Below are 23,143 nucleotides of genomic sequence, written 5' to 3' on the forward strand. Positions count from 1 at the left end.
CTACCGGGCAGCGGTGATCTGGCTGGTGGACACCGGCAGTCCCGGATCGGTGGCTGCTCGCAGATCCGACGGCTCGGCTCCTCTCGCGATCAGGTGGGCTCCGAGCGCCGCGATCATGACACCGTTGTCGGTGCACAGCCGCGGTCGTGGAATCCTGAGCGTCAAACCTGCTTGCTCACATCGTGATTCGATGAGCGATCGAATACGAGAGTTGGCCGTGGCGCCACCGCCGAGGACGATGGTGTCGACACCGACGTCGGTCGCTGCGCGCACGGCCTTCATCGTCAACACATCGGCGACCGACTCCTGGAACGAGGCGGCGACATCGGCGACGGGAACGACGTCTCCCGCTCGCTGCCTGGCTTCGACGAACCGTGCCACGGCCGTCTTGACTCCGGAGAACGAGAAGTCGTAGCGGGCATCGCGTGGTCCGGTCATGCCCCGAGGGAACGCAATGGCGGTTGGGTCCCCTTGTCGCGCAGCATCGTCCAGCGCCGGACCACCCGGGTAGCCCAGTCCCAACAGTCTGGCCACCTTGTCGAACGCCTCCCCTGCCGCGTCGTCGACCGTCGTCCCCAACTCGACGATGGGCTCGCCCAGATCGTTCACGTGCAAAAGATGTGTGTGGCCACCGGAGACCAGAAGCGCCACGCAGGACGGCATCGGCCCGTGTTCGAGCGTGTCGACGGCGACATGTCCACCGAGATGATTCACCGCGTAGAACGGCACACCCCAGGCAGCCGCATACGCTTTCGCTGCGGCGACTCCCACCAGAAGCGCTCCGGCGAGGCCGGGTCCGATGGTCACGGCCACCGCGTCCGGTCGATCCAGGTCCGCCGCGGCGAGCGCGCGCCGCATCGTCGGAACGATTGCTTCCAGATGGGCGCGGGACGCCACCTCTGGGACGACGCCGCCGTAGCGTGCGTGCTCGTCGACACTGGAGGCGACCTCGTCGGCGAGCAGCTCGCACACTCCCGAGTCTCGCCAGCGAACGATGCCGACTCCCGTTTCGTCACACGAGCTTTCGATACCCATCACGTTCATGCGGTTGCACCTGCCCTCGGATCGGGCCGTTGCATCGTGTAAGCATCTGCGCCACTCGGTTGGTAATAGTTGCGGCGGGTGCCGACCACCACGAAGCCTTCTCGGACGTACAGTTCGATCGCGGGCGTATTGTCGGTGCGCACCTCGAGGAACACCGAACCGCCGTGAGCGTTCGCTTCGCTCAGCAGTCGGTCCATGAGCGCGCCTCCGATTCCGCGGCGGTGCGCAATCGGGTCGACACCGATGGTGTGAACCTCGGACTCGGCCGAGGTACCGTGCCCGAGCAACGCGATTCCGGCGTATCCCAGAAGCTCTCCGTCTTCTCGCGCCGCGAAGTAACGATTGTGCGGCGCAGCGAGTTCGGAAAGAAACGCTTGTTCGGTCCACGGATCGTCGCCCGGAAACAGGATGCCCTCGAGCTCAGCGCACCGCGGCGCATCCGCCGGGTCCATCGGGGTGATGTCGACGCTCATCGGCCTGCTGCCTTGGCGGCCTCGCGCTCGGCGATCGTCTTGGCATCAGGCCTGCGCAAGTACAGCGGGATCAACGACTCGGGGGTGATTCCCGACGTCAAACCGTCGGCCGCCGTCATGACCAGACCCGCGGGTGTGGGCGACTCGGCTTCTGCCGCAGGGAGATCGAACAATCCGACGTGCCCCGCAGACCCGGCGATCATGGTCGCGTCACCGGGGTCGACCAGGGCAGGGGCACCCACGTCCGGGCCCGACACTCGCACGCCGGCTCGGTACCGCGCCGAATAGACTTCGCGGCGGCGTGCGTCGGTGACCACGAGCAACTCGGCTACGGTGTCGACCTGCACCGCGATGGCATCGAGACTGCACACTCCGTGCACCGGGACGCCGAGTGCGTCACCGAATGCCGCGCCGGTTGCCATTCCGACGCGCAGGCCGGTGAACGGACCAGGACCGACGCCCACGACGACGGCATCGAGATCTGCAGGCGTCAGGTCGGCCTCGGCGAGGCATTCGAGGATGTTGGGCGTCAACACCTCCGCGTGCAATCTGGCATCGACGACGACTCGGGCTGCGAGGGTGTGCGCGACACCGCCCTCGAATCGGACGACACCGGAGGTCACAGCGGGCGTGGAGGTATCGACGGCGAGAACGAGCACGGTATCTCAGAGTACCCGCACGAGCACGGCCGGTCAGTGCTGGGCGATCCGTCGCACCTGTACACGACGAGTGTCGGACTCCGGATCACGACGGATGCGCACGGAGATGTGGGAATCGACCAACTTCTCCACCAACCCCTCGCCCCACTCGACGACGACCACGGCGTCCGCGAGGTCGGAATCGAGGTCGAGCGCATCCAACTCGTCGAGCGCGGATTCGCCCGTCATCCCCAGTCGATACGCGTCGACGTGAACCAACGTCACCGGATCGAGGCCCTCGCCCCGCCGGCCCGGTCGATGCTCGCGAGCGATGACGAACGTCGGTGAGCTGACACGTCCCTGGACGCCGAGACCCGCCGCGATGCCGCGTGTCATCGCGGTCTTGCCCGCACCGAGGGGGCCGTCGAGCACAACGAGGTCACCGGCCGTCAGGTGCCGGGCGAGTTGCTGCCCGAACGCTTCGGTGTCGGTTGCCGTCTCGAGAAGTCGCTCGGTGCCGTCGAACATGTCCGTGCCGGTGTCCGCTCTCGGGTCCGTGAGGTCAGACAATGCCCCTCCTGCCGGATCGACGCTGGGCCCTCAGCTCCATGGCGCGGGTACCGAGCCGCACCAGCGCGGCGTTCACCTTGTCCGGGAATTCCAGCTGAACGAGGTGGCCGGCCTGACGAATCCGCACCATCTCGGCTTCCGGAAGTGCATCGGCGAGCGCAACCGAACTGTCGAACGGAATGATCCAATCGTCGTCGCCGCACACGACCGTCGTCGGAACGCGCAGAAGCTCGGCGAGTGCATCGCTCTCGTCGTGCAATTCCAGCGTCTCGAGAAAGTTCACGATGGTCACGACGGAGGTGTCGTCGATCATCTTCTGCGAGAACTCGACCAGCCGCGGACTCACCCGCGTTCCGTAGGACGCCGCACGCAGTACCGGTGCGATGAGCGTCTTCGCCGCGCCGCGGCCGAACTGGACAACACCGGGAGAGGTGCGTACGGCCAGTCGGAACGCGTCGACCACCGGGTTGTCGAGGCTGCGACCGAGCCCTGTCTCCGCCAGGCCTGCCGCCGTCGTCGAGATCAATCCGACCCCGACGACCCGCTCTCGTACCAATTCGGGTCTCTGCCTGGTCATGGACAGGACGGTCATTCCACCCATCGAATGCCCGATCAGCATCAGGTGTCCTCGCGGCGCGACGGCGCGGATGACCGCGTCGAGATCGAGGCCGAGCTGGGCGATCGTGCAGCTCTCCGGCGTCGGGATCCCGGACTTACCGTGTCCTCGCTGGTCGTAGAACACCATGCGCACCTTCGAGCCCCACTCCTGCTCGAGCGCCTGACGCTGGAAGTGCCACGACGCCATCCGCAGGCAGTACCCGTGCACGAACACTGCGGTGATGGGCGCGTCGGTGGGCCCGACTTCCCGCACGGCCAGCGGAACCCCGTCGTCGGCGATGACGATCGACCCTCGGTCGGCGTCCATCAGCTCGAGGTTCTCGCCTGCGAGCGGGTCCTTGTTGGACCTCAGCAAGGTTTCGCGTAACGCGATCCCGACACTGCCGAAGATCCCGAAGCTCTCGGCCAGTTTCACCGAGCAACCTCCTCGGTCGTGTCTGCGTCGCGTCGATCGGTCGACGCCGATTCGGACTCGACATAGCGTCTGCGTGCCCGTCCACCGATCCCGGTGACCACCTCGTAGTGAATCGTGTCCAGTACGTCGGCCCACTCCTGCGCGACGGGGCCGTCGTTGTCGCCGGAGCCGAACAGCACCGCCGTGTCGCCCTCGACGACGGATCCGCCGTCGGGTCCGAGATTCACGACGAACTGGTCCATACAGACTCGACCGACCGACGGATACCGTCTGCCGTTTATGGTGACGTCGAATCGACCGCTGAGTGAGCGTCGTACACCGTCCGCATAGCCCATCGGTATCAGGGCGACGACGGTGTCCTCGGGTGACGTCCATGTGTGACCGTAGGACACGCTGTCTCCGGCACGCACCTTCTTGATCAGCGCTACCTGCGCGGACACTGTCATCGCGGGGATCAGGCCGAACTGGCCCAGTTCGGGGATCGGCGAGAGTCCGTACATCGCAATTCCCGGCCTGACCATGTCGAAGCGGAGATCGTGCCTGGTCACGGTTGCGGCGGAGTTCGCCAGGTGCACGATCTCGGGTCGCACACCGGCCGCTGCAGCCCTGACGACGCTTTCCTGCAGCACCATCGCCTGCTGGTCGTTCAACGGATGCCCGGGCTCGTCGGCGCACGCCAGGTGCGAGAACATGCCGCGAAAGTGGACGGACCCCTCGGCGACCGCGCCGCCGAGGACGGTGAATACCTCGTCGAGCCCCTGGGGTTCGATCCCGTTGCGGTTGAGTCCGGTGTCCACCTTGAGCGTGACTGCCGCCGTGGTACCGACACGGCGTGCGGCGTCGACGACCGAGTCGAGCTGAGCGCGCGAGGACACTCCGATGCCGATCCCGGCCGTCAGCGCGGGCGCGAAATCGGTGTCCGAACGGTGCAGCCAGGACAGGATGGGCGCCGTGATTCCGGCATCACGCAGTGCGATGCCCTCTCCCACCGTCGTGACGCCCAGCTCGGAGGCACCCGCCGCGAGTGCGGTTCGAGCCACCTGCACGGCACCGTGGTTGTATCCGTCGGCCTTCACCACAACCATCGTTGCGGCGTTCTCTGCGTGTTCGCGAAGCACACGGACGTTGTGTGTGATTGCTGCGAGGTCGATCGTCACCGACCCGCCCGCGCCGGTGTCCGCTCCCTCGGCATCCACCGTTGACGCACTCACGTTGTCCACAGCACCCGATAGTGCCACCACTGCGCGGCGATCGTGCATCGGGTCCGTGGAGATCTGTGAACGATCACGCACGTCCTGTGACCGAACGAACAGTTCGGATTGCGTCCGACACTGCCCCCAGCAGCGGACTCGCGGAGATCGGAGCGGCGAACTCGCCGCCGCGGCCGTGCGCCGCCGTCGCGGCGGCCAAAGCATGGACTCGCGCCGCGCATGCTGCCGCGGTGACCGTGTCCAGTCCGGATGCCATGAGGGCACCCAGAATCCCGGCCAGCACGTCACCCGAGCCCGCCGTCGACGCGGCCGATCCTCCGGCGTCACTCACTACAACCGCACCGTCGGGCCCCGCGATCACGGTTGCGCGACCTTTGAGGAGAACACTCACACCCCACGTCGCCGCGAGTTCCCGCACGGCAGAGACCCGATCGGAGCCGGGAGCCGCACCGGTCAGACGCTCGAACTCACCGGCATGCGGGGTCAGCAGCGTCGGCGCGGCGCGTCCGCGGACCAGCTCCGGCGACGACGACAGGATCGTGAGAGCGTCGGCATCGACGACGACGGGCAGTTCGGACGCGAGGACGTGCGACAGTACGTCACGGGACGAGGTATCGGTGCCGAATCCTGGGCCGACTACCCAGCACTGAACACGCCCAGCCTCCTCCACCCCGGTTGCCGCGACGACTTCCGGATAATGCGACACCACCTCCGCCGCAGCGCTTCCGACGTATCTGACCATCCCGGACGTCGCAGCGACCGCGGCACCGGAGCACAGGATCGCAGCGCCCGGATACTGCGCACTTCCCGCGATGACCCCGACGACTCCCTGCGTGTACTTGTCGTCGGTCGCGGTGGGAATCGGCCATCGAGCACCGACGTCGGCCGGCTCGAATGCCCGAAGGTACGGTGGCCCGAGTTTCAGGCCCAGTTCGACGACGTCGACTCTGCCGCAGTACGGGGCGGCCAACACGTGAACCGGCTTGCGCGCACCGAACGCCACCGTCACGTCGGCTCGGACGGCCGGGCCGTCCACAGCACCGGTCGTCGGATCGACTCCGCTCGGAATGTCGGCCGCCACTATCGGTGCCGACACGCGCGAGACCACGTCGGCGGCCTCGGGCCGCAGCGGTCCACGACCGGAGATCCCCACCACGGCGTCGACGACGATGTCCGGCCGACCGGGGGAATCCACGATCCGCCCGCCCGCGCGGCGGAACGCGGCGAGACCGGCTTCGTGCGTGCGCTCCGGGCTGAGCAGCACAGCGCTGACAGCCACGCCCCGACGTCGCAGCATCGCACCCGCCCAGAGCCCGTCGCCGCCGTTGTCCCCCGATCCGACGAGCACACACACGTCACGCCCGACTATCCCGGAAGTCCTGCTGCGCAGTTCCGCAGCGACTACCCCGGCCAGTCCGTGCGCGGCGCGCCGCATGAGTGCGCCGTCGGGCAGTGATTGCATCAGCGGACGCTCGGCGTCACGAACCTGGTCGGGTGTGTAGTAGCTGCGCACGATGGCTTCCTGCCGGATCTATTCGACGGTCACGGACTTCGCGAGGTTCCGAGGTTTGTCGACGTCGTATCCGCGAGCCTGCGCCACCTCGGCTGCGAACACCTGCAGCGGAACCGTCGAGAGCAACGGTTGCAGCAGAGTCGGAGCGGCGGGGATCTCGATGAGATGGTCTGCAAAGGGCCTGACTGCCTCGTCCCCTTCCTCTGCGATGACAACGGTGAGCGCACCGCGAGCCTGGACCTCGCGGATGTTGGACAGCAGTTTCGAGTGCAGCACCGCCCGGCCTTTCGGCGACGGCATCACGACGATGACCGGCACGCCGTCCTCGATCAGTGCAATGGGTCCGTGCTTGAGTTCACCCGCGGCGAATCCCTCTGCGTGCATGTAGGCCAGCTCTTTGAGCTTCAGCGCACCCTCGAGTGCCACGGGATATCCGACGTGACGACCGAGGAACAGGATCGTCGGTGTGTGGGCGAGCTCGCGCGCGAGCACCCGTATGGGCTCCACGGTGTCGAGCACTCGCTGCACCAGCTCCGGCATCGATTCGAGGTCGGCGTACTCGCGAGCGACCTCGTCGGGGTACTTGGTCCCGCGGGCCTGGGCGAGCGCGAGTCCGACGACGTAGTTCGCGGTGATCTGCGCGAGGAAGGCCTTGGTCGAGGCCACTCCGATCTCGGGTCCGGTCCGGGTGTAGACGACCGCGTCGGCCTCGCGAGGAATCTGCGATCCGTTCGTGTTGCAGACAGCCAGCACCCTGGCGTTCTGCTCCTTCGCGTGCCGGACCGCTTCCAACGTGTCCGCAGTCTCGCCGGACTGGGAGATGGCCACCACCAGCGTCGACCTGTCCAGAACCGGATCGCGGTACCGGAACTCGCTCGCCAGTTCCACCTCGACCGGCAACCTCGTCCAATGCTCGATCGCGTATTTGGCCAACAGGCCGGAGTGGTACGAGCTTCCGCAGGCGACCACGAACACCTTGTCGACGTCGCGCAGCTCCTGATCGGACAATCGCTGCTCGTCGAGCACGATCCGACGATTCTCGAAATGACCGAGCAACGTGTCCGCGACAGCAGCGGGCTGCTCCTGGATCTCCTTGAGCATGAAGTAGTCGTAGCCGCCCTTCTCGGCGGCTGCGAGATCCCAGTCGATGTGGAAGGGCCGACCCTCTGCAGGGCTTCCGTCGAAATCGGTGATCGTGTAGCCCTCGGCGGTGATGACGACCACCTGGTCCTGACCGAGCTCCACCGCGTCACGCGTGTGCTCGATGAACGCCGCGACATCCGATCCGAGGAACGTCTCACCCTTGCCGACACCGACGACGAGAGGAGTGGAACGGCGAGCAGCGACGATGGTGTCCGGGTGGTCGGAATGCGTGAAGACCAAGGTGAAGGCACCTTCGAGCCGACGCAGGACCGTCTTGGCGCTCTCGACGAAGTCACCCGCCGTGGGGCCACTTGCGTATGCCGCCGCGACGAGGTGCACCGCCACCTCGGTATCGGTGTCACTGGAGAACTCGACGCCGCTGGACTCCAACTCGGCCCGCAGGGGACCGAAGTTCTCGATGATGCCGTTGTGCACGACCGACACCGAGCCGCTCACGTCGCGGTGCGGATGCGCGTTCCGGTCCGTCGGTCGCCCGTGCGTTGCCCATCGCGTGTGGCCCATGCCCGTCGTTCCGACGAACTTCTCCGCACCGACCTCGTCGAGCTCCGCTTCGAGGTTGGCGAGACGACCGGCCTTGCGTTCGACTGCGGTGTTGCCGTTTCCGTCCAGAATGGCGATGCCTGCAGAGTCGTAGCCCCGGTACTCCATGCGCCTGAGCGCCTCGACGACAACACCCAACGCCGGGCGGTGGCCGACATATCCCACGATTCCACACATGGTGGTTCAGGGTACCCGCCGCCGGAGCCCGATCAGCGTGGCGCGTCGCTCCTTCTCTGCCCCATAGCCACGCCGTTCCGCTCCGATCCGATAGCGTTGCCGCTGTGCCGACATCGAAGAAGCTCGCCGCCCAGCTCGGGAAACGTGGTCCCCACCCAGTGCTCCGCGGCAACCTCGCCTTGGCGGGCCAGCCCGGCGTCGTGTTCACCCCGGCCACGGGCTACAACCTGCCTGCGGTGGCGTTCGGCCACGGCTGGCTGTTGAGTGCCGAACGGTACGCGGACACACTGAAGCACCTGGCGTCGTGGGGCATCGTCGCCGCCGCTCCGGACACCGAGCGCGGACCGGTTCCGTCACACCGCGGACTGGCTGCCGACCTCGCCACAACCCTCGACATCGTCACCGGAGTGCGGCTCGGAACCGGAGACATCAGCGTCCACCCGGACAAACTCGCCGTGGCCGGCCACGGCATGGGCGCCAGTATCGCGGTACTCACCGCTGCGGCGCGATCGGACGTCAAGGCCGTCGCTGCTCTGTACCCGGCGCCGTCGGCACCGAGCGCCGAGGACGCCGCCGCGACGCTCGACATCCCGAGCATCGTCCTCGGTGACGCAGCCCTGGCCGACTCGTTGAACGACAACACCGTGTCCCTCGCGGGCGCACTGCGCGCCCCCACGACGTTCCGGCGTCTGGACAAGGCGTCGTCCGACGGAATCGTCGAGGGCCGGCGACTGCTGAGCCCCCTCGGAGTCGGCGGGACGGAGAAGTCGACCGTCCGAACCACCCGCGCTCTCCTGACCGCGTTCCTGTTGTTCCACCTCACCGGCGAAGAGAAGTACGCCGAACTCGCCGGAGCTGGTGAGCTGAAAGGAACGCGAGTCATCGATCCGCACGCACCGGTTCAGGATCAGCCGAAGCCCAACCCCTTGACCGCAATTCGCGGCGTGATCGGCCGCTGAACTCGCTGCCGAACCGCGGCCGGGTCAGACCAACCAGCTCTTGGTCTCCGCCTGGTGCGGATCTTCCTGGCCGTCCTGGCCGTCCTGGCCGTCGCTGCGGTCCTGCTCGATCACCGGCCGGACGGTTCGGTCGTGCTGGGCTGGTGTCAGGAACGACGCTGTGCGGTACTCGTCCTCCTCCCACGACGCGGGCCGATGTACGTCCGACCACGGCGCGGGCCGATGCACGTCGGACCACGGCGAGCGCTCTGTATCCGCCGCCGAGACGGGACCCGACTCTGCGTCACGCGTCAGGACACGTCTGACGAGGTCCTCGTATCCTCGGCCCGCGGCCTCGATCGATTCCGCACATTCCAGCGATGCGCGGTCCATTCGTTCCCTCCACCACCGACCCGAATCCCCGGAGGGCTGATTCATGACGGATCCGCCTGGCTCATAGCGGGCCCGCCTGGGTCAGACGAGCACCGGAACCGGCCGGTGCGGGTGCGGGCATGTCCGGCTCAGGAACAGCCGGTGGTTCGGCGGTCGGCGGTTCTGCTGTCGGTAGCTCTGCCGTCGGTAGCTCTGCCGTCGGTAGCTCTGCCGCGGGAACCTCCGGTTCAGGCGCCTGCTCGGGTCCGGACGCGATGGGTTCCGTTGGGAGCGCAGGGGACTCCGGTGCGGGAGCTGGGGGCGACGGTGCGGGAGCGGGGGGCTCCGGACTTGTCGTGCACTCGACGATCGGAAGGCCGAACGGTCCTGGCTTCAGTTCGAATCGACGATTCTCCCCGTCGGGAGTCCCGAGCTGCAATGCCACATTCCCATTGTGTGCCAACGACAATCGGGCACTGTGCCCGTCGAACGCAGCCTCGACATGTCCGCGTTCGGCGTCGCCGTCTGCAACGGGTGGCGGCGTGACGAACGGTCCGGGAACGGATGGGGAGACCGGATGATTCTGTGCGACGGCTTGGTCCGGCCGTTCGTCGGGCCGATTCCGCTCTGTAGTGTCGGCTGGGTCGCCCGCATCGGACGGCCCCGGACTGCGCGGTGCGTCGTTCGATTCCGCTGGCGGCACCAGGTTTTCACCGACGCCGTCAGGTGAGCTCAGACGATCGAGGAGAGCCTCGATTGCCGCTTCGGTATGTTCGACCATCTCGGCGCCGGAGCGCTCGATGGCGGCGATGATGTCCTTGCCGCTCGGAACCTCACCGAGCAGCGACTCGAGTCCTGCGCGTATCTCCGACGGGTCGATGCGGCGCTCACCGAGGGTGGCGGGATCGCCAAGAAATGCTGAGTTGCCGGGGATGACCGGAGCCGATTGCGGTTGGGTATCGACGACGTTCGGCCCGAACTCCGGCACCCGTGCCGGTGGGACCATCCCGTCGCGCCCAGAATAGGCAGGGTTCTGTGGGGCAGGAGGCAGTATGTCCGTGCCCCCTCCCCCGCCTGCTCGTCGGTTCGTGCCGTCGGAACCCCACGTGGGCTGCGGGGCAGACGGGAACGGCTCGAACCGAACGGCCTCGGCGACCAGCGCCACGGTCGTCAGGTGATCCCGCACTGCCTGATCGATGGATGAGCAGATGTCCGTGAAGGTTCGGCACGCAGCGGACACGATGGGAACGAGAACCGTGCGCAGCCACTCGTCGCACACGTCCCGAGCGTTCTGCATCAGCTTCCGTGGTGCGGAGTCGGCAGACAGAGGTCCGTTGGTTGCAGGCCACTCGAACACCGGGAGCGTGTCCGCCAGGGCATCCGCTGCCTGTTTCGCGCGATCCAGCGACGTCGGGTCTGCCAGGTCCACCGTCGCGACGGTCTCGATACGCTCGACGGTCTCCACCAGCTTGCCGTCGATCGCTCCCCACTCGGACGCGACGGTCGGATCGAACCGGGCCGTCTCCGACGCCTTCTGCTCCACCGCTCCGCGAATCCTCTCGGCGGCCTGACCGAGCACCTGCGCCAGCTGTTCGGTCGCGAGCACACGCTGGTCGGCCAACGTGGTGTCCGAAGCGATGTCGGCCACCGCGGACTCGGCAGCGGAGCCGACCCAGGCCTGCACGAGGTCGTCGGCGAGTGCCCCTTGCTTGTCGAGCTCTCGCCGAGCCGACACGACGCCGTCGCCGAGCAGCCGCGCGTCCTCGGACAGCACTGCCAGGTCGAGCCCACGTTGTTCGTCGTACCGCGCACACAGGGCCGGGTACGTCCACGCTGAGTCGGGAGTGAGCCGGTGCAGGATCGGCAGGTATCTCTCGAAATAGAGCAGGCCAACGGCTCCCGCGTCGAGGATTTCGTCGACACTGCGTCCGGTGGGGCTCACCGCGAGCCTTCCGGGGTCGCGATCGCCCACGACGTGCGGGCGTCCGCGGCCTGGTAGGCGGCGAGGACGGCACGCAGGGACACCGCGTTGTCCTTGACGGCTTCACCCCACCGCCGGATCCCCGCCTCCACGCCGTCGTAGCCTGCGGCGATTCGCAGCCCGACGTCGCCGTAGTTGCGACCGGCCGCCGCTGGCCCCAACCCTAGTTTCGCCGCCACCAGAGCGACATCCGCCACCGCCTGCGAGGACGCGTCCAACTCCGCCGCCACCCGACCGACCTTCTCGATGTCGATTTCCATACTCGGACGTTCCCCCATGTCGACGACCCGCTCGGCACCAGTTCGGTGCTCCTTCTCTGTTCGACGCAGCCCGAGAACATTCGGTTCCACCGTGCCCAGGTATCGTCCGATAACAAGAACCCGCCGGGTCACAACGAGCCAGCGGAAAGACTCGACATCGGATAGCACCTACCTGCGAGGAGTCCCATGCACATCGGAACCATGTTGAATTATTCGGGCGGGTTCAACGAGACCGTCGCGGAGGTCGCGGAGCTCGAGAAGGCCGGAGTCGACATCATCTTCGTCCCCGAGGCGTACTCGTTCGACGCCGTCAGCCAACTCGGGTTCCTCGCCGCCAAGACATCGACAATCAAGATCGCGTCGGGCATCTTCCAGATCTACACTCGCACGCCGTCGCTGACGGCCATGACCGCAGCCGGCTTGGACTACGTCTCCGACGGCCGGTTCGTGCTCGGCCTCGGTGCCTCCGGACCTCAGGTGGTCGAGGGATTCCACGGCGTCAAATACGACGCGCCAATCGCTCGGACCAGGGAAGTGATCGACATCTGCCGCCAGGTGTGGCGCCGCGAGAAGGTCGAACATCAGGGCAAGTACTACCAGATCCCCCTTCCCGCCGAGAAGGGCACCGGTCTCGGAAAGCCACTCAAGCTGATCAATCACCCTGTGCGCGAACGCATCCCCGTGGTCATTGCCGCATTGGGACCCAAGAACGTGGAGTTGACGGCCGAAATCGCCGAAGGCTGGCAGCCGATTTTCTACTTCCCCGAGAAGGCAGAGCAGGTCTGGGGTGACGCCCTGGCCGCAGGCAAGGCCAAGCGCGATCCGTCGCTCGGCGACCTGCAGGTGTTCGCGAGCCCGACGCTCGCCATCGGTGACGACGCCGAAAAGTTCCTGCCCTGGGTGAAGCCGCATCTCGCCCTCTACATCGGCGGAATGGGCGCGAAGGGCAAGAACTTCTACAACGACTTGGCGCAGCGATACGGCTACGAGGCCGAGGCCGAGAAGATCCAGGACCTCTACCTCGCGGGAAAGAAGGAGGAGGCCGCGGCGGCCGTGCCCGACGAGCTGGTCCGCGCCGTCAACCTGATCGGTCCCGAAAGCTACGTCAAGGAGCGTGTCGCGGCGTTCGCCGAAGCCGGGGTCACCACGCTGAACGTGGCGCCACTTGCCGAGAACACCGCCGGCCGCGTCGCGCAACTGACGAAGCTACGGGAACTGACGGCCTGACCACCGGTCAGACCTGGCCGACCCGGCTCGCCAGATCCTCGGCGAGCCGGTTCGCCAGATCCACCTCGGCAGCTTCCACCATCACCCGCACCAGCTGCTCGGTTCCACTGGGGCGCAGCAGGACTCGCCCGGAATCACCCAGGATCCGTTCCGCCTCGGACACCGCATCCAGAACAGCCGGGGCCGACGCGACAGCGCGCTTGTCCGACACCTTCACGTTGATCAGCACCTGAGGAAGCGTCGTCATCACCGACGCCAGGTCGGCCAAGGAACGTCCGGTCTCGGCCATCCGCCCCATCACCAGCAATGCCGTCAGAACTCCGTCGCCGGTGGTACCGAACGACGGAATCACCACGTGGCCGCTCTGTTCGCCACCGAGCGAGAATCCGCCCGATCGCAGCTCCTCGAGAACGTACCGGTCACCGACCGCGGTGGTACGGACCGAGATCCCTGCCTCGCGCATCGCGATGTGCAGGCCCAGGTTGCTCATCACGGTGGCGACCAGCGTGTCGTCGGTGAGGACGCCCGCGTCCTTGAGGCCGACGGCAAGGACGGCCATGATCGCGTCGCCGTCGACGATCGCACCCGACGAGTCGACGGCGAGGCACCGATCGGCGTCGCCGTCGTGTGCGATTCCCAGGTCGGCGCCGTGCTCCACGACAGCCTTCTGCAGGTCCTCCATGTGAGTCGATCCGCACCCGTCGTTGATGTTCAGACCGTCGGGGTCGGCGTTGATGGCGATCACGTCGGCACCTGCCTGCGCATAGATCGCGGGTGCAACCACCGAGGCCGCCCCGTGCGCACAGTCGACGACAACGGTCAGCCCGTCGAGACGATGAGTCGACGCACGTCCGACGTGCGCGATGTACCGACCCGCGGCGTCCGACGATACGCGGACGCGGCCGATACCCGGCCCCGTCGGCGCGGCGCCCTGCAGGTCGCCTGCGATGTGCGCTTCGATTCGATCCTCGACATCGTCGTCGAGCTTGTGGCCGCCCGCAGCGAAGATCTTGATTCCGTTGTCCGGCATGGGATTGTGCGACGCCGAGATCATCACACCGAGTGCGGCACCGAGGTCTGCGGTGAGGAATGCGACTGCGGGCGTGGGAAGAACCCCGACGTCGACGACGTCCACTCCGGACGCCGTGAGCCCGGCAGTGACTGCAGCGGTGAGCATTTCACCGCTCGCACGAGGATCACGTCCTACCACCGCGACGGGAGTCGTACCCGGCGAGCTGGGCGCGAGAACAGCGGCCGCAGCCTTGGCCACCTTCAACGCCAACTCGGGGGTAAGCAGGTCGTTCGCCAGCCCCCGTACTCCGTCGGTACCGAACAGTCGAGTCATGCGGGCATGTCCCCCTTCGCCGAAACGAGCATGCGGTCGCTCCGCAGGCTCCGCTCGAATGTAGAACTGTCGAACAAACGCCGCGAGGGCAGGCATCCGATACTTCGTGGACGCCTGCCCTCGCGGGTAGAACTGTGCGGCGCGTCAGCGCTTGGAGTACTGCGACGCCTTACGTGCCTTCTTCAGGCCGTACTTCTTACGCTCGACTGCACGAGCATCACGCGTGAGGAAGCCGGCAGCCTTCAGCGGCGGGCGATCCTCGGGGGTGACCTCGATCAGGGCGCGAGAGATGGCCAGACGCAGCGCGCCTGCCTGTCCGGACGGTCCGCCACCGTGCAGCAGTGCAACGATGTCGAAGGACTCCGCGCGATCGACGAGCACCAGCGGAGCCTTGATGAGCTGCTGGTGAACCTTGTTCGGGAAGTAGTCCTCGAGGCTGCGGCCGTTGAGCTTGAATCCGCCGGTGCCCGGAGCGAACCGGACCCGAGCGACAGCTTCCTTACGACGGCCGACGGTCTGAACCGGGCGATCGAACAGGATGGGCGCGGGAGCCGCGGCAGCTGCCTCGATCTCCTCGGCGACCTCGGGCTCTTCCACGGAGACGAACTCGTCCGCGGCGATCTCCACTGCCTCTTCTGGGATTTCCTGCGACGTCACGTCATTTCCCTCCGGCGCCGTCACTGGGACACCTGCTTGATCTCGAACGGAACGGGCTGCTGAGCTGCGTGCGGGTGGTTCGGTCCCGCGTACACCTTGAGCTTGCCCGCGATTGCATTACCGAGCTTGTTCTTGGGGATCATGCCTTTGACGGCCTTCTCCACGAGACGGTCGGGGTTGTTCTCCAACACCTGACGAGTCGAACGCGACTTCAGTCCGCCCGGGTGGCCGGAGTGGTGGTGGTGGAACTTGCCGTCGAGCTTGTTACCACTGATGGCAACCTTCTCGGCGTTGACGATGATGACGAAATCGCCACCGTCGACGTTGGGTGCGTAGGTCGGCTTGTGCTTGCCGCGCAGCAGAGTCGCGGCCTGGACGGCAAGGCGTCCGAGCACGACGTCCGTGGCGTCGATCACATGCCAAGTCCGGGTGGTGTCCCCGGCCTTCGGGCTGTATGTAGACACGTAAAAGTCCTGTCTTCATGATGTCGCTGCTGGCCAAGACGTATTGATGACCTCGGCGGCCAGTTGAGACCCGAGATCAAGGAGTCGACCGCGCAGCATTGTGCGCGGCGTTCCCATACACGCCAACGAAGGACGATACCGGCTGCGTGGCCCCCAGGTCAAAACGCCCGACGACCAGGAGGCGCGCCCGACTCACCGTGCACGGACACACCGGATACAACGGCGGGCCGCGGGGAGTGCGTCCAGACGCGCGTCGGCGATGCTTTCTCCGCACCGTTCGCAGGTCCCGTAGGTGCCGGACGCCACGCGTTCCGTGGCTGCATCGAGTTCGCGCAACTCCAGTTCCGCATCGCGGGCCAGCGACGCGACCGTTGCACGCTCGAACGCGATGGTCGAACCCTCCGGGTCGTGTTCGTCGTCGTCGGTGGACCACCGTGAGCCCTCGACGATCGCGGCGAACTGAGACCGCAGCGACGCCAGCCGAGCAGCGACGACCGACCTGGCCTCCTCGATCCTCCTGCCCAGCTGATCCGTCATGCGGTCCAGTGAACATCGCGCGGCGTCCGATGGAAACCCCGGCGTCACCGACAGTCCGGCGCACACGCAATTCGGCCCCGAAGTCGCGAGGACGTCGGGGCCGAATGGACGACGAAGATCAGGAGAAGCGCGCGCGGTTGGCCGCTTCCTGCTCCTGCATCCGCTGGTTGCCGGAGTTCACCGCGCCGATCAGGCTCTGCAGAACGCCGTTGAGTTCGGCCTGCGCAGCGTTCCACTCGTTCTGCTTGACCTGGTACTGATCGGAGTCTGCACCCTGCCACGTCGCGACGAGCGGCTGGATGGACGACTTGACGTCGTCGAGCTTCTCGTTGAGCTGCGACCACTTGGTGGTCATACCGCCGGCCAGATCGCCGATCGCACCGAAGTTGTACTTGATTTCACCGCTGGTCATCGTTTCCTCGCATTCGTGTCCATCGACTTCAGGCCGACGAGTTGATTGGTCCGTACGTTCGAGAGCCGAGCGCGAGCGATCAGAGGTTCAAGCTGCTCGCGACGGAGTTGAGCTGAGACGTGTTGTCCTGCTCCGACTGGTCGTACTGCACACCACTGGTCTTGATCGACTCCCCGATGCCGGACAGAGCGTTTTCCAGCCTGTTGGCGCTGGAATCCCAGTTGGTCATGACCTGGGCGAATGTCGTCGATGCCGAACCCTGCCAGATGCCGGACGCCGCGTGGTTCACATCGCCGCGCAGCGCGGACAGCAGATCGTGAATTTCGCCTCGCAGGCCGTCGACCTTTGCAGACACTGCGAGCATGGTCTGAATATCGGTTTGTGCCATGTCGACCCCTTCGTGTTCATCGGTGTCGAGCACCCTGGTGAATGCTCGGTCGAGGCACCGGTTCGCCATGGCGTACCAGCAGATCTCCCCCTACATCTGATTGGACGCACCCGGTCGGTGGTTCGGTTCCATCGGATCCGAAGAATCTTCGAACCGGTCGCGAATTACCGAGCCGGTGAAACGGACAGGCTCGACACCGCCCGCGCACAGTCGTCGATCAACGCGTCCGCGAAACCCGCTGAACTCTGGCATCCGATGCTGACCTGCAGCCCGCCGTCGACGAAGACGTGCCACTGCACCGTCGACCCGTCAGGCGGATTCTCCACGTACGAGATTCCCACTCGCTCACCGAAATCCGTCGCGGCGGTGAAATCCACGATCGACCCGTCGTCGCTGCGTGCGTCGAGTTGTCGCTGCAGATCCTCGGCCACCGAATCCAACGATGCACCCGGTGTCAGTTCCGTCGACGAGAGGACGATCCGCCGCTCGGGAAAGTCCGGCGGTATCAACAGAAGTCGCGTCTGCTCGCTGCGCGTCGTCCAGGTCGCAGGCCCGGCGATACTGGCTCTCCCGAACTCCGACCGTGAGACCGGCTCCGGCGTCGACTCGGGCGTCGATTGCTCGGTGGCCCGAGCCGTCGATCCGGCTACCGGCGGCTCGGATGTCGGGGCCGCAGCCGGGATCGGTTCGGCGGAAGCAGGCTGGGCGGAAGCAGGCTGCGCGGAAGCAGGCTGCGCGGATGCAGGCTGGGCGGGGGGCGCAGGTTTTTCCAACCGGAACACGAAGAACACCAACCCGCCGAGAAGGAAGACGAGAGCCAGCGCGCCGAGAGCCAGCGCGGGAACACGGCGCGTCGGAGGCGGCGGCGCGGTCGCCTCGTTCAACCACGCCGCGGCTCGGCCCGACGGCACCGGCGGGTTCACCGTGGGATCCGATCGAAGGTCACCGGTCCCCACCTCCCCGCGCACCCCCGCCGCGTAGATGTCTGCTGCGAACGGACTGGCCCAGTCGTGGGCGCCCACGGCCGGCTCGTAGTCCGAGCCCGCGTCTGCCGAACGGTACGAATCCCCTGGTGCGTCGCCCGGATCCGACAGTCCGACGGCGGACGCCATCGATCGAACGACAGTCAGCCCCGTCGCACGGTGCATCCGGTACGCGTGCAGGTCGTCCGACGCTGCCTCGCCGACACCGGGTCCGGTGAGCCCAGGCAGAATGGGTTCGTCTCCTGTCGTCGCGAGGACGAACACGTCGACTCGTCCACGCCTGGGTTCAGCCGCGACGAGAGCAGACACGCGATCGAGAACGGACCGGCTCGCGGTGGCGTCTACATCGATGTCTCTGCTTCCCACTGCGTCCCAACGCACATCCCGAACGTAACCGTGTGGCTGCCCGTGCACCCCCGCCTCGTCTCGCCGCCGATCGAGACCGATGACGACCGAGCTCAGGTCGTCGATCTCGACGACCACGGCATACTCGGGGGCACGCTCTCCGAGCGATCGAACGACCGCCGTCGCGGAGTCGAGCACCGTGACCTCGCCGGCCGAGGAACGGACGGCTCGCCGTACCACGTCGCGGCGGACGTCACCCCACGCCGACGGACACGCGATCTCGAGCAGGTCCACGTGACCCACGACGCCGGATCGTGCGAGTGCGTCGCCCACGATTCCGCCGAACACGCGAGCGGTGGAAACTACGGTCGATCCGACGAGCAGCGCGTCGTCGTCGACGAACGACCACGGTCGCCGCTCGGTCTCGGAGACGACCCCCGCGTGCTCGGCTGCCGCGTCCTGCAGATCGGAACGCAGGAAGAGCAGGGTGCCCGCGTCCATCGTCAACGCGATGTCGAACCTGCTGCACCGCACTCCGCCCGCAGAACTCACCAGCACGGACACACAATCCTCACCCAGGTGAACCGCGGCGTAGGTTCCAGCGGACTCGGCTCGCTGCACACTCAGGCCGGGCACACTCAGGCCGGGCACAGTCATGCCGGGGACCAGGCCAGTTGCACGAGCGACTGTCCACGCCGGTCCACCAACATCCCCCGCCCCGGCGGCATCGGCGACGGCTTGACCGTTCCGACGAGGTTGCCCTCGTCGCGAGATCCGCTCATCACCAATCCCGGTGACACGAGATCGCGTATCCGTGAGATCACCGGGTCGTACATCGTCCGCGAGGCTCCACCGGACCGCCGCGCGACGACGAGGTGCAGGCCGATGTCTCGGGCGTGCGGAAGGTATTCCGTCAACGGCGTCAGGGGATTTCCCGACGCGGTGGCCACGAGATCGTAATCGTCGACGATCACGAAGATTTCCGGCCCGGTCCACCACGACCGTTCGCGAAGTTGCTGTGACGTGACGTCCGGGCCTGGCATGCGTTCGGCCAGTTTTGACGCCAACTCGGTCATCATCGTGTTCAGAACCGGCTGCGACGCGGCGTATCCGGCCAGATGATCGGTGTCCACCAGTCCGAGCATCGTCCGTCGATAGTCCGCGAAGATGATCTTGACTTGCTGGGGCGTGTTCGCTTCCACGAGTGAGGAGCTGATGGACTTCAGCAACGACGTCTTTCCGCATTCGGTGTCTCCGAACACGAGGAAGTGGGCTTGCTCGGCGAAGTCGATCGCGACGGGTTTCAGTTCGGCCTCGTCGATGCCGAGCGGAACCCACAGCTCCGCGACCTCGCCGCGCGCCCGCGGCCATCGACCGACCAGTACCCGCCTGAGGTCCGCGAGGGGCAAGCTGTCCGGAAGCATGCGTACGGCAGGAGCGGCTCTGTCACCGTATCGAGCCGAAACACTGCGCAGCGCAGCGGTGATCCCTGCGCCCAAATCCGTGGTCGACGACGCACCGTCGAGGCGCGGTAGGCCGATCAGCAGGTGCAGCCCGTCCTTCGTGATTCCACGGCCGGGCCTGTTCTCCGGCACCCTGGCCGCCTTGACCCGTCCGAACTCCGAGTCCGATGCGTCACCGAGACGGAGCTCGATTCGAGTACCGATCAGGTCCTTCGTCGCGGGTCGGATCTCGGCCCACCGCGTCGCGGTGACGACGAGATGGACGCCGTACGACAACCCCTGCGCGGCGACGGCGGCGAGCTGTTGCTCCAGTGGCTCGAAATCCGTTCTGATGCTTCCCCACCCGTCGATGACCAGAAACACGTCTCCGAACGAATCCTCGGGGTCGACGGGGTGCTCGGTCCGTCGGCGTCTGAATTCGGCCATCGAATCGATACCCCGTTGGCGAAACAGACGCTCACGGCGACTGATCACCGACGTCACCTCCGCGACCGTGCGACGAACGCGATCGACGTCGAGCCTGCTCGCCGTCGAGCCCACATGAGGGAGGTCGATCAAAGCGTTGAGGGTTCCCCCACCGAAGTCGAGGCAGTAGAACTGAACTTGCTCCGGGGTGTGCGTCGAAGCCATGGACATGATCAGAGTGCGTACCGCGGTCGACTTTCCGGTTTGCGGACCACCGACGATCGCCAGATGCCCCTGTGCCCCGGACAGGTCGACCTGCAGGAGGTCTCGGCGCTGATCGAACGGCCTGTCGACGATGCCGATCGGTGCCCGCAGCGTCGCCGGTCGCTGTGCGAGCGCCGCCGGATCCGCGGCTCCGACCAGGCTGTCGAGCGCGGGCGACCGGTCGAGCGGAGGGAGCCAGACATCGTGGGCCGGGTTACCGTGCCCGCGAACACGTTCGACGACGACGTCCAGAACCGTACGTGCGTCCTGAGCGTCGTCCACGCTCCTGGCGCCGTCCGCCTGGAGGTCCGCGGTGTCGACGGGGTGCGTTTGCTCCAGCTCGCGCGTCCGGTCGCCGGGGGAAACCGGTACGGGGAACGCACCGAACAGCTTCGGAACGATGTCGACGTCCGAACGTCCGGTCACCTGACGTGCCGTGCGCGGACGAACGTACGGACCCGACACGTAGGACGCCGCGAACCGCATGATCTCGGCAGAGTCGCACTTGAGATACCCCGCGCCGGGTTGCGCCGGCAAATGGTACGCGTCGGGAACCCCCAGGACCGTCCGAGACTCGTTCGCCGAGAACGTCTTCAATCCGATCCGGTACGACAAGTGGCTGTCCAGCCCGCGAAGCTTGCCTTCTTCGAGTCGCTGGCTGGCCAGCAACAGGTGCATGTGCAGCGATCGACCGAGACGTCCGATGGCGACGAAGAGGTCGGCGAATTCCGGCTGCTGACTGAGCAATTCCGAGAATTCGTCGACGACGATGAACAGTGCGGGCATCGGCGCCAGGGCCGCGCCGGACGACCGAGCTTTCTCGTAGTCCGTGACGTTGGCGAAGTTACCGGCGTCTCGGAGGAGTTCCTGACGGCGGTTCATCTCACCGGCCAGCGCATCCTTCATCCGGTCCACTAGCGCCAGGTCGTCGGACAAGTTGGTGATCACGGCGGCCACGTGCGGCGCGTCCTCGAGCCCGGCGAACGTCGCGCCACCCTTGAAGTCGACGAGGACCAGGTTCAACTGATCCGGGGAGTGGGTAGCCACCAACCCCAGGACCAACGTCCGCAGAAATTCCGATTTTCCCGATCCCGTCGCACCGATGCACAGTCCGTGCGGACCCATGCCGTTCTCCGCGGATTCCTTCAGGTCGATCTCGACCGCGCTCCCGTCGGGCGCGACGCCTATCGGCACTCGCAGCCGGTCGCGGCCACGTCTCGGCGTCCACACACGCATCGGATCGAGGTCACCGACATCGGAGATCGCGAGCAGTCGGTTCCATGTCGATATCGACTCACCCTCGTCGACGGTGACGTCGCTGTGCCGAGCTGACGTCGTACGAAAGGGGGACAGCCGGCGCGCCACCGTTTCCGCTGCTGCGACACTCAGCATGTCCGCCTGCCCGAAAACCTCGACGCCGGGTCCGCTGACCGCACCCACTGTTCCGTTCTCGGTGACGAGCCGCAGCCCTCGACTGGACGCGAGCGACGTCGCGAATCCGGAGAGATCCAGCACCGTGACCGCCTCCAGCCCGGTTCGTGTCACGTCGGTGCCACTGTTGTCCAGCAGTCCCCCGTCGACGACGATCACGATGTGCGCCACACCCGATGTCGCCGGGGCTCCACGCGTGAACTTGTTCCGCAGCGAAAGCTGTTCGCCCAGCGCACCTTCGAGTTCCAGGAACGAGCCGTAGATCATCCGAGCGCTGCCGACCCCGTCTTCGAGAAGCTCGTGCTGGGCGTGCGGAAGCCACTTGATCCAATCCCAGTGCATCACCGTGTCCGGCCCGCACACCACTGCGATCCGCACCTGATCCGGGTCGTGGAAAGAGCACAGTGACGCGACCATCGCACGCACCGTCGCTCGGGCAGCGGCGCGGTCTCCGGTGAGCGAGATCGCCGCGAATCCGCGCAGCGACACTGCCGTCGGCAGATCGTTCACGACCGAATGCGCACGCACGAAGCGTCGAAGGGATACCGCCGACACCGGCTCCAGTTCCTCGACCGGGCCGGTTTCCGGTGGCACGAGCCGGGTGGCCAATCTCTGCGCGCCGCGGCCGATCCGCACGTGAACGAAATCCGGGTCCGCGGTGCGGCGTTCCCACATTCGGTGAGTTCCGGCGAACGACCAGAGGACGGAAGGATCGGGGTGTGACCACTCGAGGGCTGTACGCTGCGCGTCGGCCGTGACGCGCACGTCCTTGCGCAACTGGTCCAGGTAACGCAGGTAATCCTTGCGATCCTCGTTCGCCTCGGCGGTCCGCGCGCCGCCGCCTTTTCCTCCGCCCGCGACCATCCCCAGCATCGATACGAGCATCATTGCCGGAAACATCAGCATCATCGGGTTCGCAGCCATGCCCGAGGTGAACATCAATGCGACCATGCCTACCATCGCCGCCACCATGACCACGGGCATGAGCTTCATCAACAGATTTCCGGGGACGATCCGAGGAATTTCCGGTGGCGCCTGCAGCGTCACCTCGCCACCCGGCGTTCTCGGCACCGGACGACGGGCACCACGAACGAAACGAACCGTACTCACGCTGCTGCCCCCACCGTCTCGCGCTGTCCCCCGACACCGAGGCCGCGCTCGTTCCCAGGCGAGAGCGACTCCGGCCCGAAGGCTAACGCATGCGCGCACCGTGAGCCAGCCCTCGCCTCGGGCTTCGGAATAGCCCGCATCCCTCGTCGGTTGTGTTCACGAGGAGCGCCCGGTCGCTCTCGAACACGATATTTCTCG

Annotated in this window: 21 protein-coding genes; 2 read left to right on the plus strand and 19 right to left on the minus strand. The window is 66.5% G+C overall.

Annotation, left to right across the window (positions count from 1 at the left end; genetic code table 11):
• The 8 genes from tsaD to glmS are packed head-to-tail and all read right to left on the minus strand — an operon-like array spanning position 1 to position 8,363.
• Positions 1 to 1,044 carry a tRNA (adenosine(37)-N6)-threonylcarbamoyltransferase complex transferase subunit TsaD gene (gene tsaD / locus CH293_RS01380; RefSeq protein WP_037110385.1) on the minus strand — a complete coding sequence of 348 codons (1,044 nt, stop codon included), beginning with the start codon at positions 1,042 to 1,044 and terminating at the stop codon, positions 1 to 3.
• Positions 1,041 to 1,517 (minus strand): ribosomal protein S18-alanine N-acetyltransferase, encoded by a 477-nt coding sequence (rimI, locus tag CH293_RS01385; RefSeq protein WP_094653296.1) that lies wholly within the window; start codon positions 1,515 to 1,517, stop codon positions 1,041 to 1,043. The genes tsaD and rimI overlap by 4 nt, the downstream gene beginning before the upstream one ends.
• Positions 1,514 to 2,176: a tRNA (adenosine(37)-N6)-threonylcarbamoyltransferase complex dimerization subunit type 1 TsaB gene (gene tsaB / locus CH293_RS01390; RefSeq protein WP_037106822.1), complete on the minus strand. Its 663-nt coding sequence runs from the start codon at positions 2,174 to 2,176 to the stop codon at positions 1,514 to 1,516. Before tsaB ends, rimI begins: the two co-directional genes overlap by 4 nt.
• Before the next feature lie 33 nt (positions 2,177 to 2,209).
• The gene (tsaE, locus tag CH293_RS01395) at positions 2,210 to 2,683 is read right to left on the minus strand and encodes a tRNA (adenosine(37)-N6)-threonylcarbamoyltransferase complex ATPase subunit type 1 TsaE (protein ID WP_176459868.1); all 474 of its coding nucleotides are present in this window, start codon (positions 2,681 to 2,683) and stop codon (positions 2,210 to 2,212) included.
• 34 nt (positions 2,684 to 2,717) lie between these two features.
• Positions 2,718 to 3,698, minus strand: a complete 981-nt coding sequence (locus CH293_RS01400; protein WP_241483660.1) for an alpha/beta fold hydrolase — start codon at positions 3,696 to 3,698, stop codon at positions 2,718 to 2,720.
• Positions 3,699 to 3,754: 56 nt separating this feature from the next.
• The gene (gene alr, locus CH293_RS01405; protein ID WP_094719137.1) at positions 3,755 to 5,050 is read right to left on the minus strand and encodes an alanine racemase; all 1,296 of its coding nucleotides are present in this window, start codon (positions 5,048 to 5,050) and stop codon (positions 3,755 to 3,757) included.
• Complete coding sequence (locus CH293_RS01410) at positions 5,043 to 6,482, minus strand: NAD(P)H-hydrate dehydratase (RefSeq protein WP_094719138.1); 1,440 nt, start codon at positions 6,480 to 6,482, stop codon at positions 5,043 to 5,045. The genes alr and CH293_RS01410 overlap by 8 nt, the downstream gene beginning before the upstream one ends.
• 18 nt (positions 6,483 to 6,500) lie before the next feature.
• Positions 6,501 to 8,363: a glutamine--fructose-6-phosphate transaminase (isomerizing) gene (gene glmS, locus CH293_RS01415; RefSeq protein ID WP_094719139.1), complete on the minus strand. Its 1,863-nt coding sequence runs from the start codon at positions 8,361 to 8,363 to the stop codon at positions 6,501 to 6,503.
• 104 nt (positions 8,364 to 8,467) lie between these two features.
• Between glmS and CH293_RS01420 the strand changes: the two genes are divergently transcribed.
• On the plus strand, positions 8,468 to 9,322 hold the full coding sequence (locus CH293_RS01420; RefSeq protein ID WP_094719140.1) for a dienelactone hydrolase family protein: 855 nt from the start codon (positions 8,468 to 8,470) through the stop codon (positions 9,320 to 9,322).
• Positions 9,323 to 9,346: 24 nt separating this feature from the next.
• Here CH293_RS01420 and CH293_RS01425 read toward each other — a convergent pair whose 3' ends face one another.
• From CH293_RS01425 to CH293_RS01435, 3 genes are all read right to left on the minus strand, one after another.
• Complete coding sequence (locus CH293_RS01425) at positions 9,347 to 9,694, minus strand: hypothetical protein (RefSeq protein WP_094719141.1); 348 nt, start codon at positions 9,692 to 9,694, stop codon at positions 9,347 to 9,349.
• A gap of 61 nt (positions 9,695 to 9,755) precedes the next feature.
• Positions 9,756 to 11,615 (minus strand): hypothetical protein, encoded by a 1,860-nt coding sequence (locus tag CH293_RS01430; protein ID WP_255122653.1) that lies wholly within the window; start codon positions 11,613 to 11,615, stop codon positions 9,756 to 9,758.
• Positions 11,612 to 11,914 (minus strand): hypothetical protein, encoded by a 303-nt coding sequence (locus tag CH293_RS01435; RefSeq protein WP_255122654.1) that lies wholly within the window; start codon positions 11,912 to 11,914, stop codon positions 11,612 to 11,614. The genes CH293_RS01430 and CH293_RS01435 overlap by 4 nt, the downstream gene beginning before the upstream one ends.
• 186 nt (positions 11,915 to 12,100) lie before the next feature.
• Here CH293_RS01435 and CH293_RS01440 point away from each other — a divergent pair, with 186 nt between their 5' ends.
• A complete protein-coding gene (locus CH293_RS01440) occupies positions 12,101 to 13,141 on the plus strand; it encodes an LLM class F420-dependent oxidoreductase (RefSeq protein WP_020111143.1) in 1,041 nt (346 codons plus the stop codon).
• Between the two features lie 7 nt (positions 13,142 to 13,148).
• Here the strand turns inward: CH293_RS01440 and glmM are convergent, their stop codons facing one another.
• From glmM to eccCa, 8 genes are all read right to left on the minus strand, one after another.
• Complete coding sequence (gene glmM / locus CH293_RS01445; RefSeq protein WP_094719144.1) at positions 13,149 to 14,486, minus strand: phosphoglucosamine mutase; 1,338 nt, start codon at positions 14,484 to 14,486, stop codon at positions 13,149 to 13,151.
• A 144-nt stretch (positions 14,487 to 14,630) separates the two neighbouring features.
• Positions 14,631 to 15,167: a 30S ribosomal protein S9 gene (gene rpsI / locus CH293_RS01450; RefSeq protein ID WP_094719145.1), complete on the minus strand. Its 537-nt coding sequence runs from the start codon at positions 15,165 to 15,167 to the stop codon at positions 14,631 to 14,633.
• Positions 15,164 to 15,607, minus strand: a complete 444-nt coding sequence (rplM, locus tag CH293_RS01455; protein ID WP_019663590.1) for a 50S ribosomal protein L13 — start codon at positions 15,605 to 15,607, stop codon at positions 15,164 to 15,166. Before rplM ends, rpsI begins: the two co-directional genes overlap by 4 nt.
• A gap of 192 nt (positions 15,608 to 15,799) precedes the next feature.
• Positions 15,800 to 16,144: a TraR/DksA C4-type zinc finger protein gene (locus CH293_RS01460; RefSeq protein ID WP_094719146.1), complete on the minus strand. Its 345-nt coding sequence runs from the start codon at positions 16,142 to 16,144 to the stop codon at positions 15,800 to 15,802.
• A gap of 118 nt (positions 16,145 to 16,262) precedes the next feature.
• A complete protein-coding gene (locus tag CH293_RS01465; protein ID WP_019663588.1) occupies positions 16,263 to 16,556 on the minus strand; it encodes a WXG100 family type VII secretion target in 294 nt (97 codons plus the stop codon).
• Between the two features lie 79 nt (positions 16,557 to 16,635).
• Entirely contained in the window at positions 16,636 to 16,944 is a 309-nt protein-coding gene (locus tag CH293_RS01470) for a WXG100 family type VII secretion target (protein WP_255122655.1), read from the minus strand.
• A gap of 164 nt (positions 16,945 to 17,108) precedes the next feature.
• A complete protein-coding gene (locus tag CH293_RS01475; protein ID WP_255122656.1) occupies positions 17,109 to 18,929 on the minus strand; it encodes a type VII secretion-associated protein in 1,821 nt (606 codons plus the stop codon).
• Positions 18,926 to 22,945 (minus strand): type VII secretion protein EccCa, encoded by a 4,020-nt coding sequence (gene eccCa / locus CH293_RS01480; RefSeq protein WP_176459866.1) that lies wholly within the window; start codon positions 22,943 to 22,945, stop codon positions 18,926 to 18,928. Before eccCa ends, CH293_RS01475 begins: the two co-directional genes overlap by 4 nt.
• Positions 22,946 to 23,143: the final 198 nt, after the last annotated feature.

It is taken from the genome of Rhodococcus sp. 14-2470-1b (genome assembly GCF_002259415.1).
GTDB lineage: Bacteria > Actinomycetota > Actinomycetes > Mycobacteriales > Mycobacteriaceae > Rhodococcoides.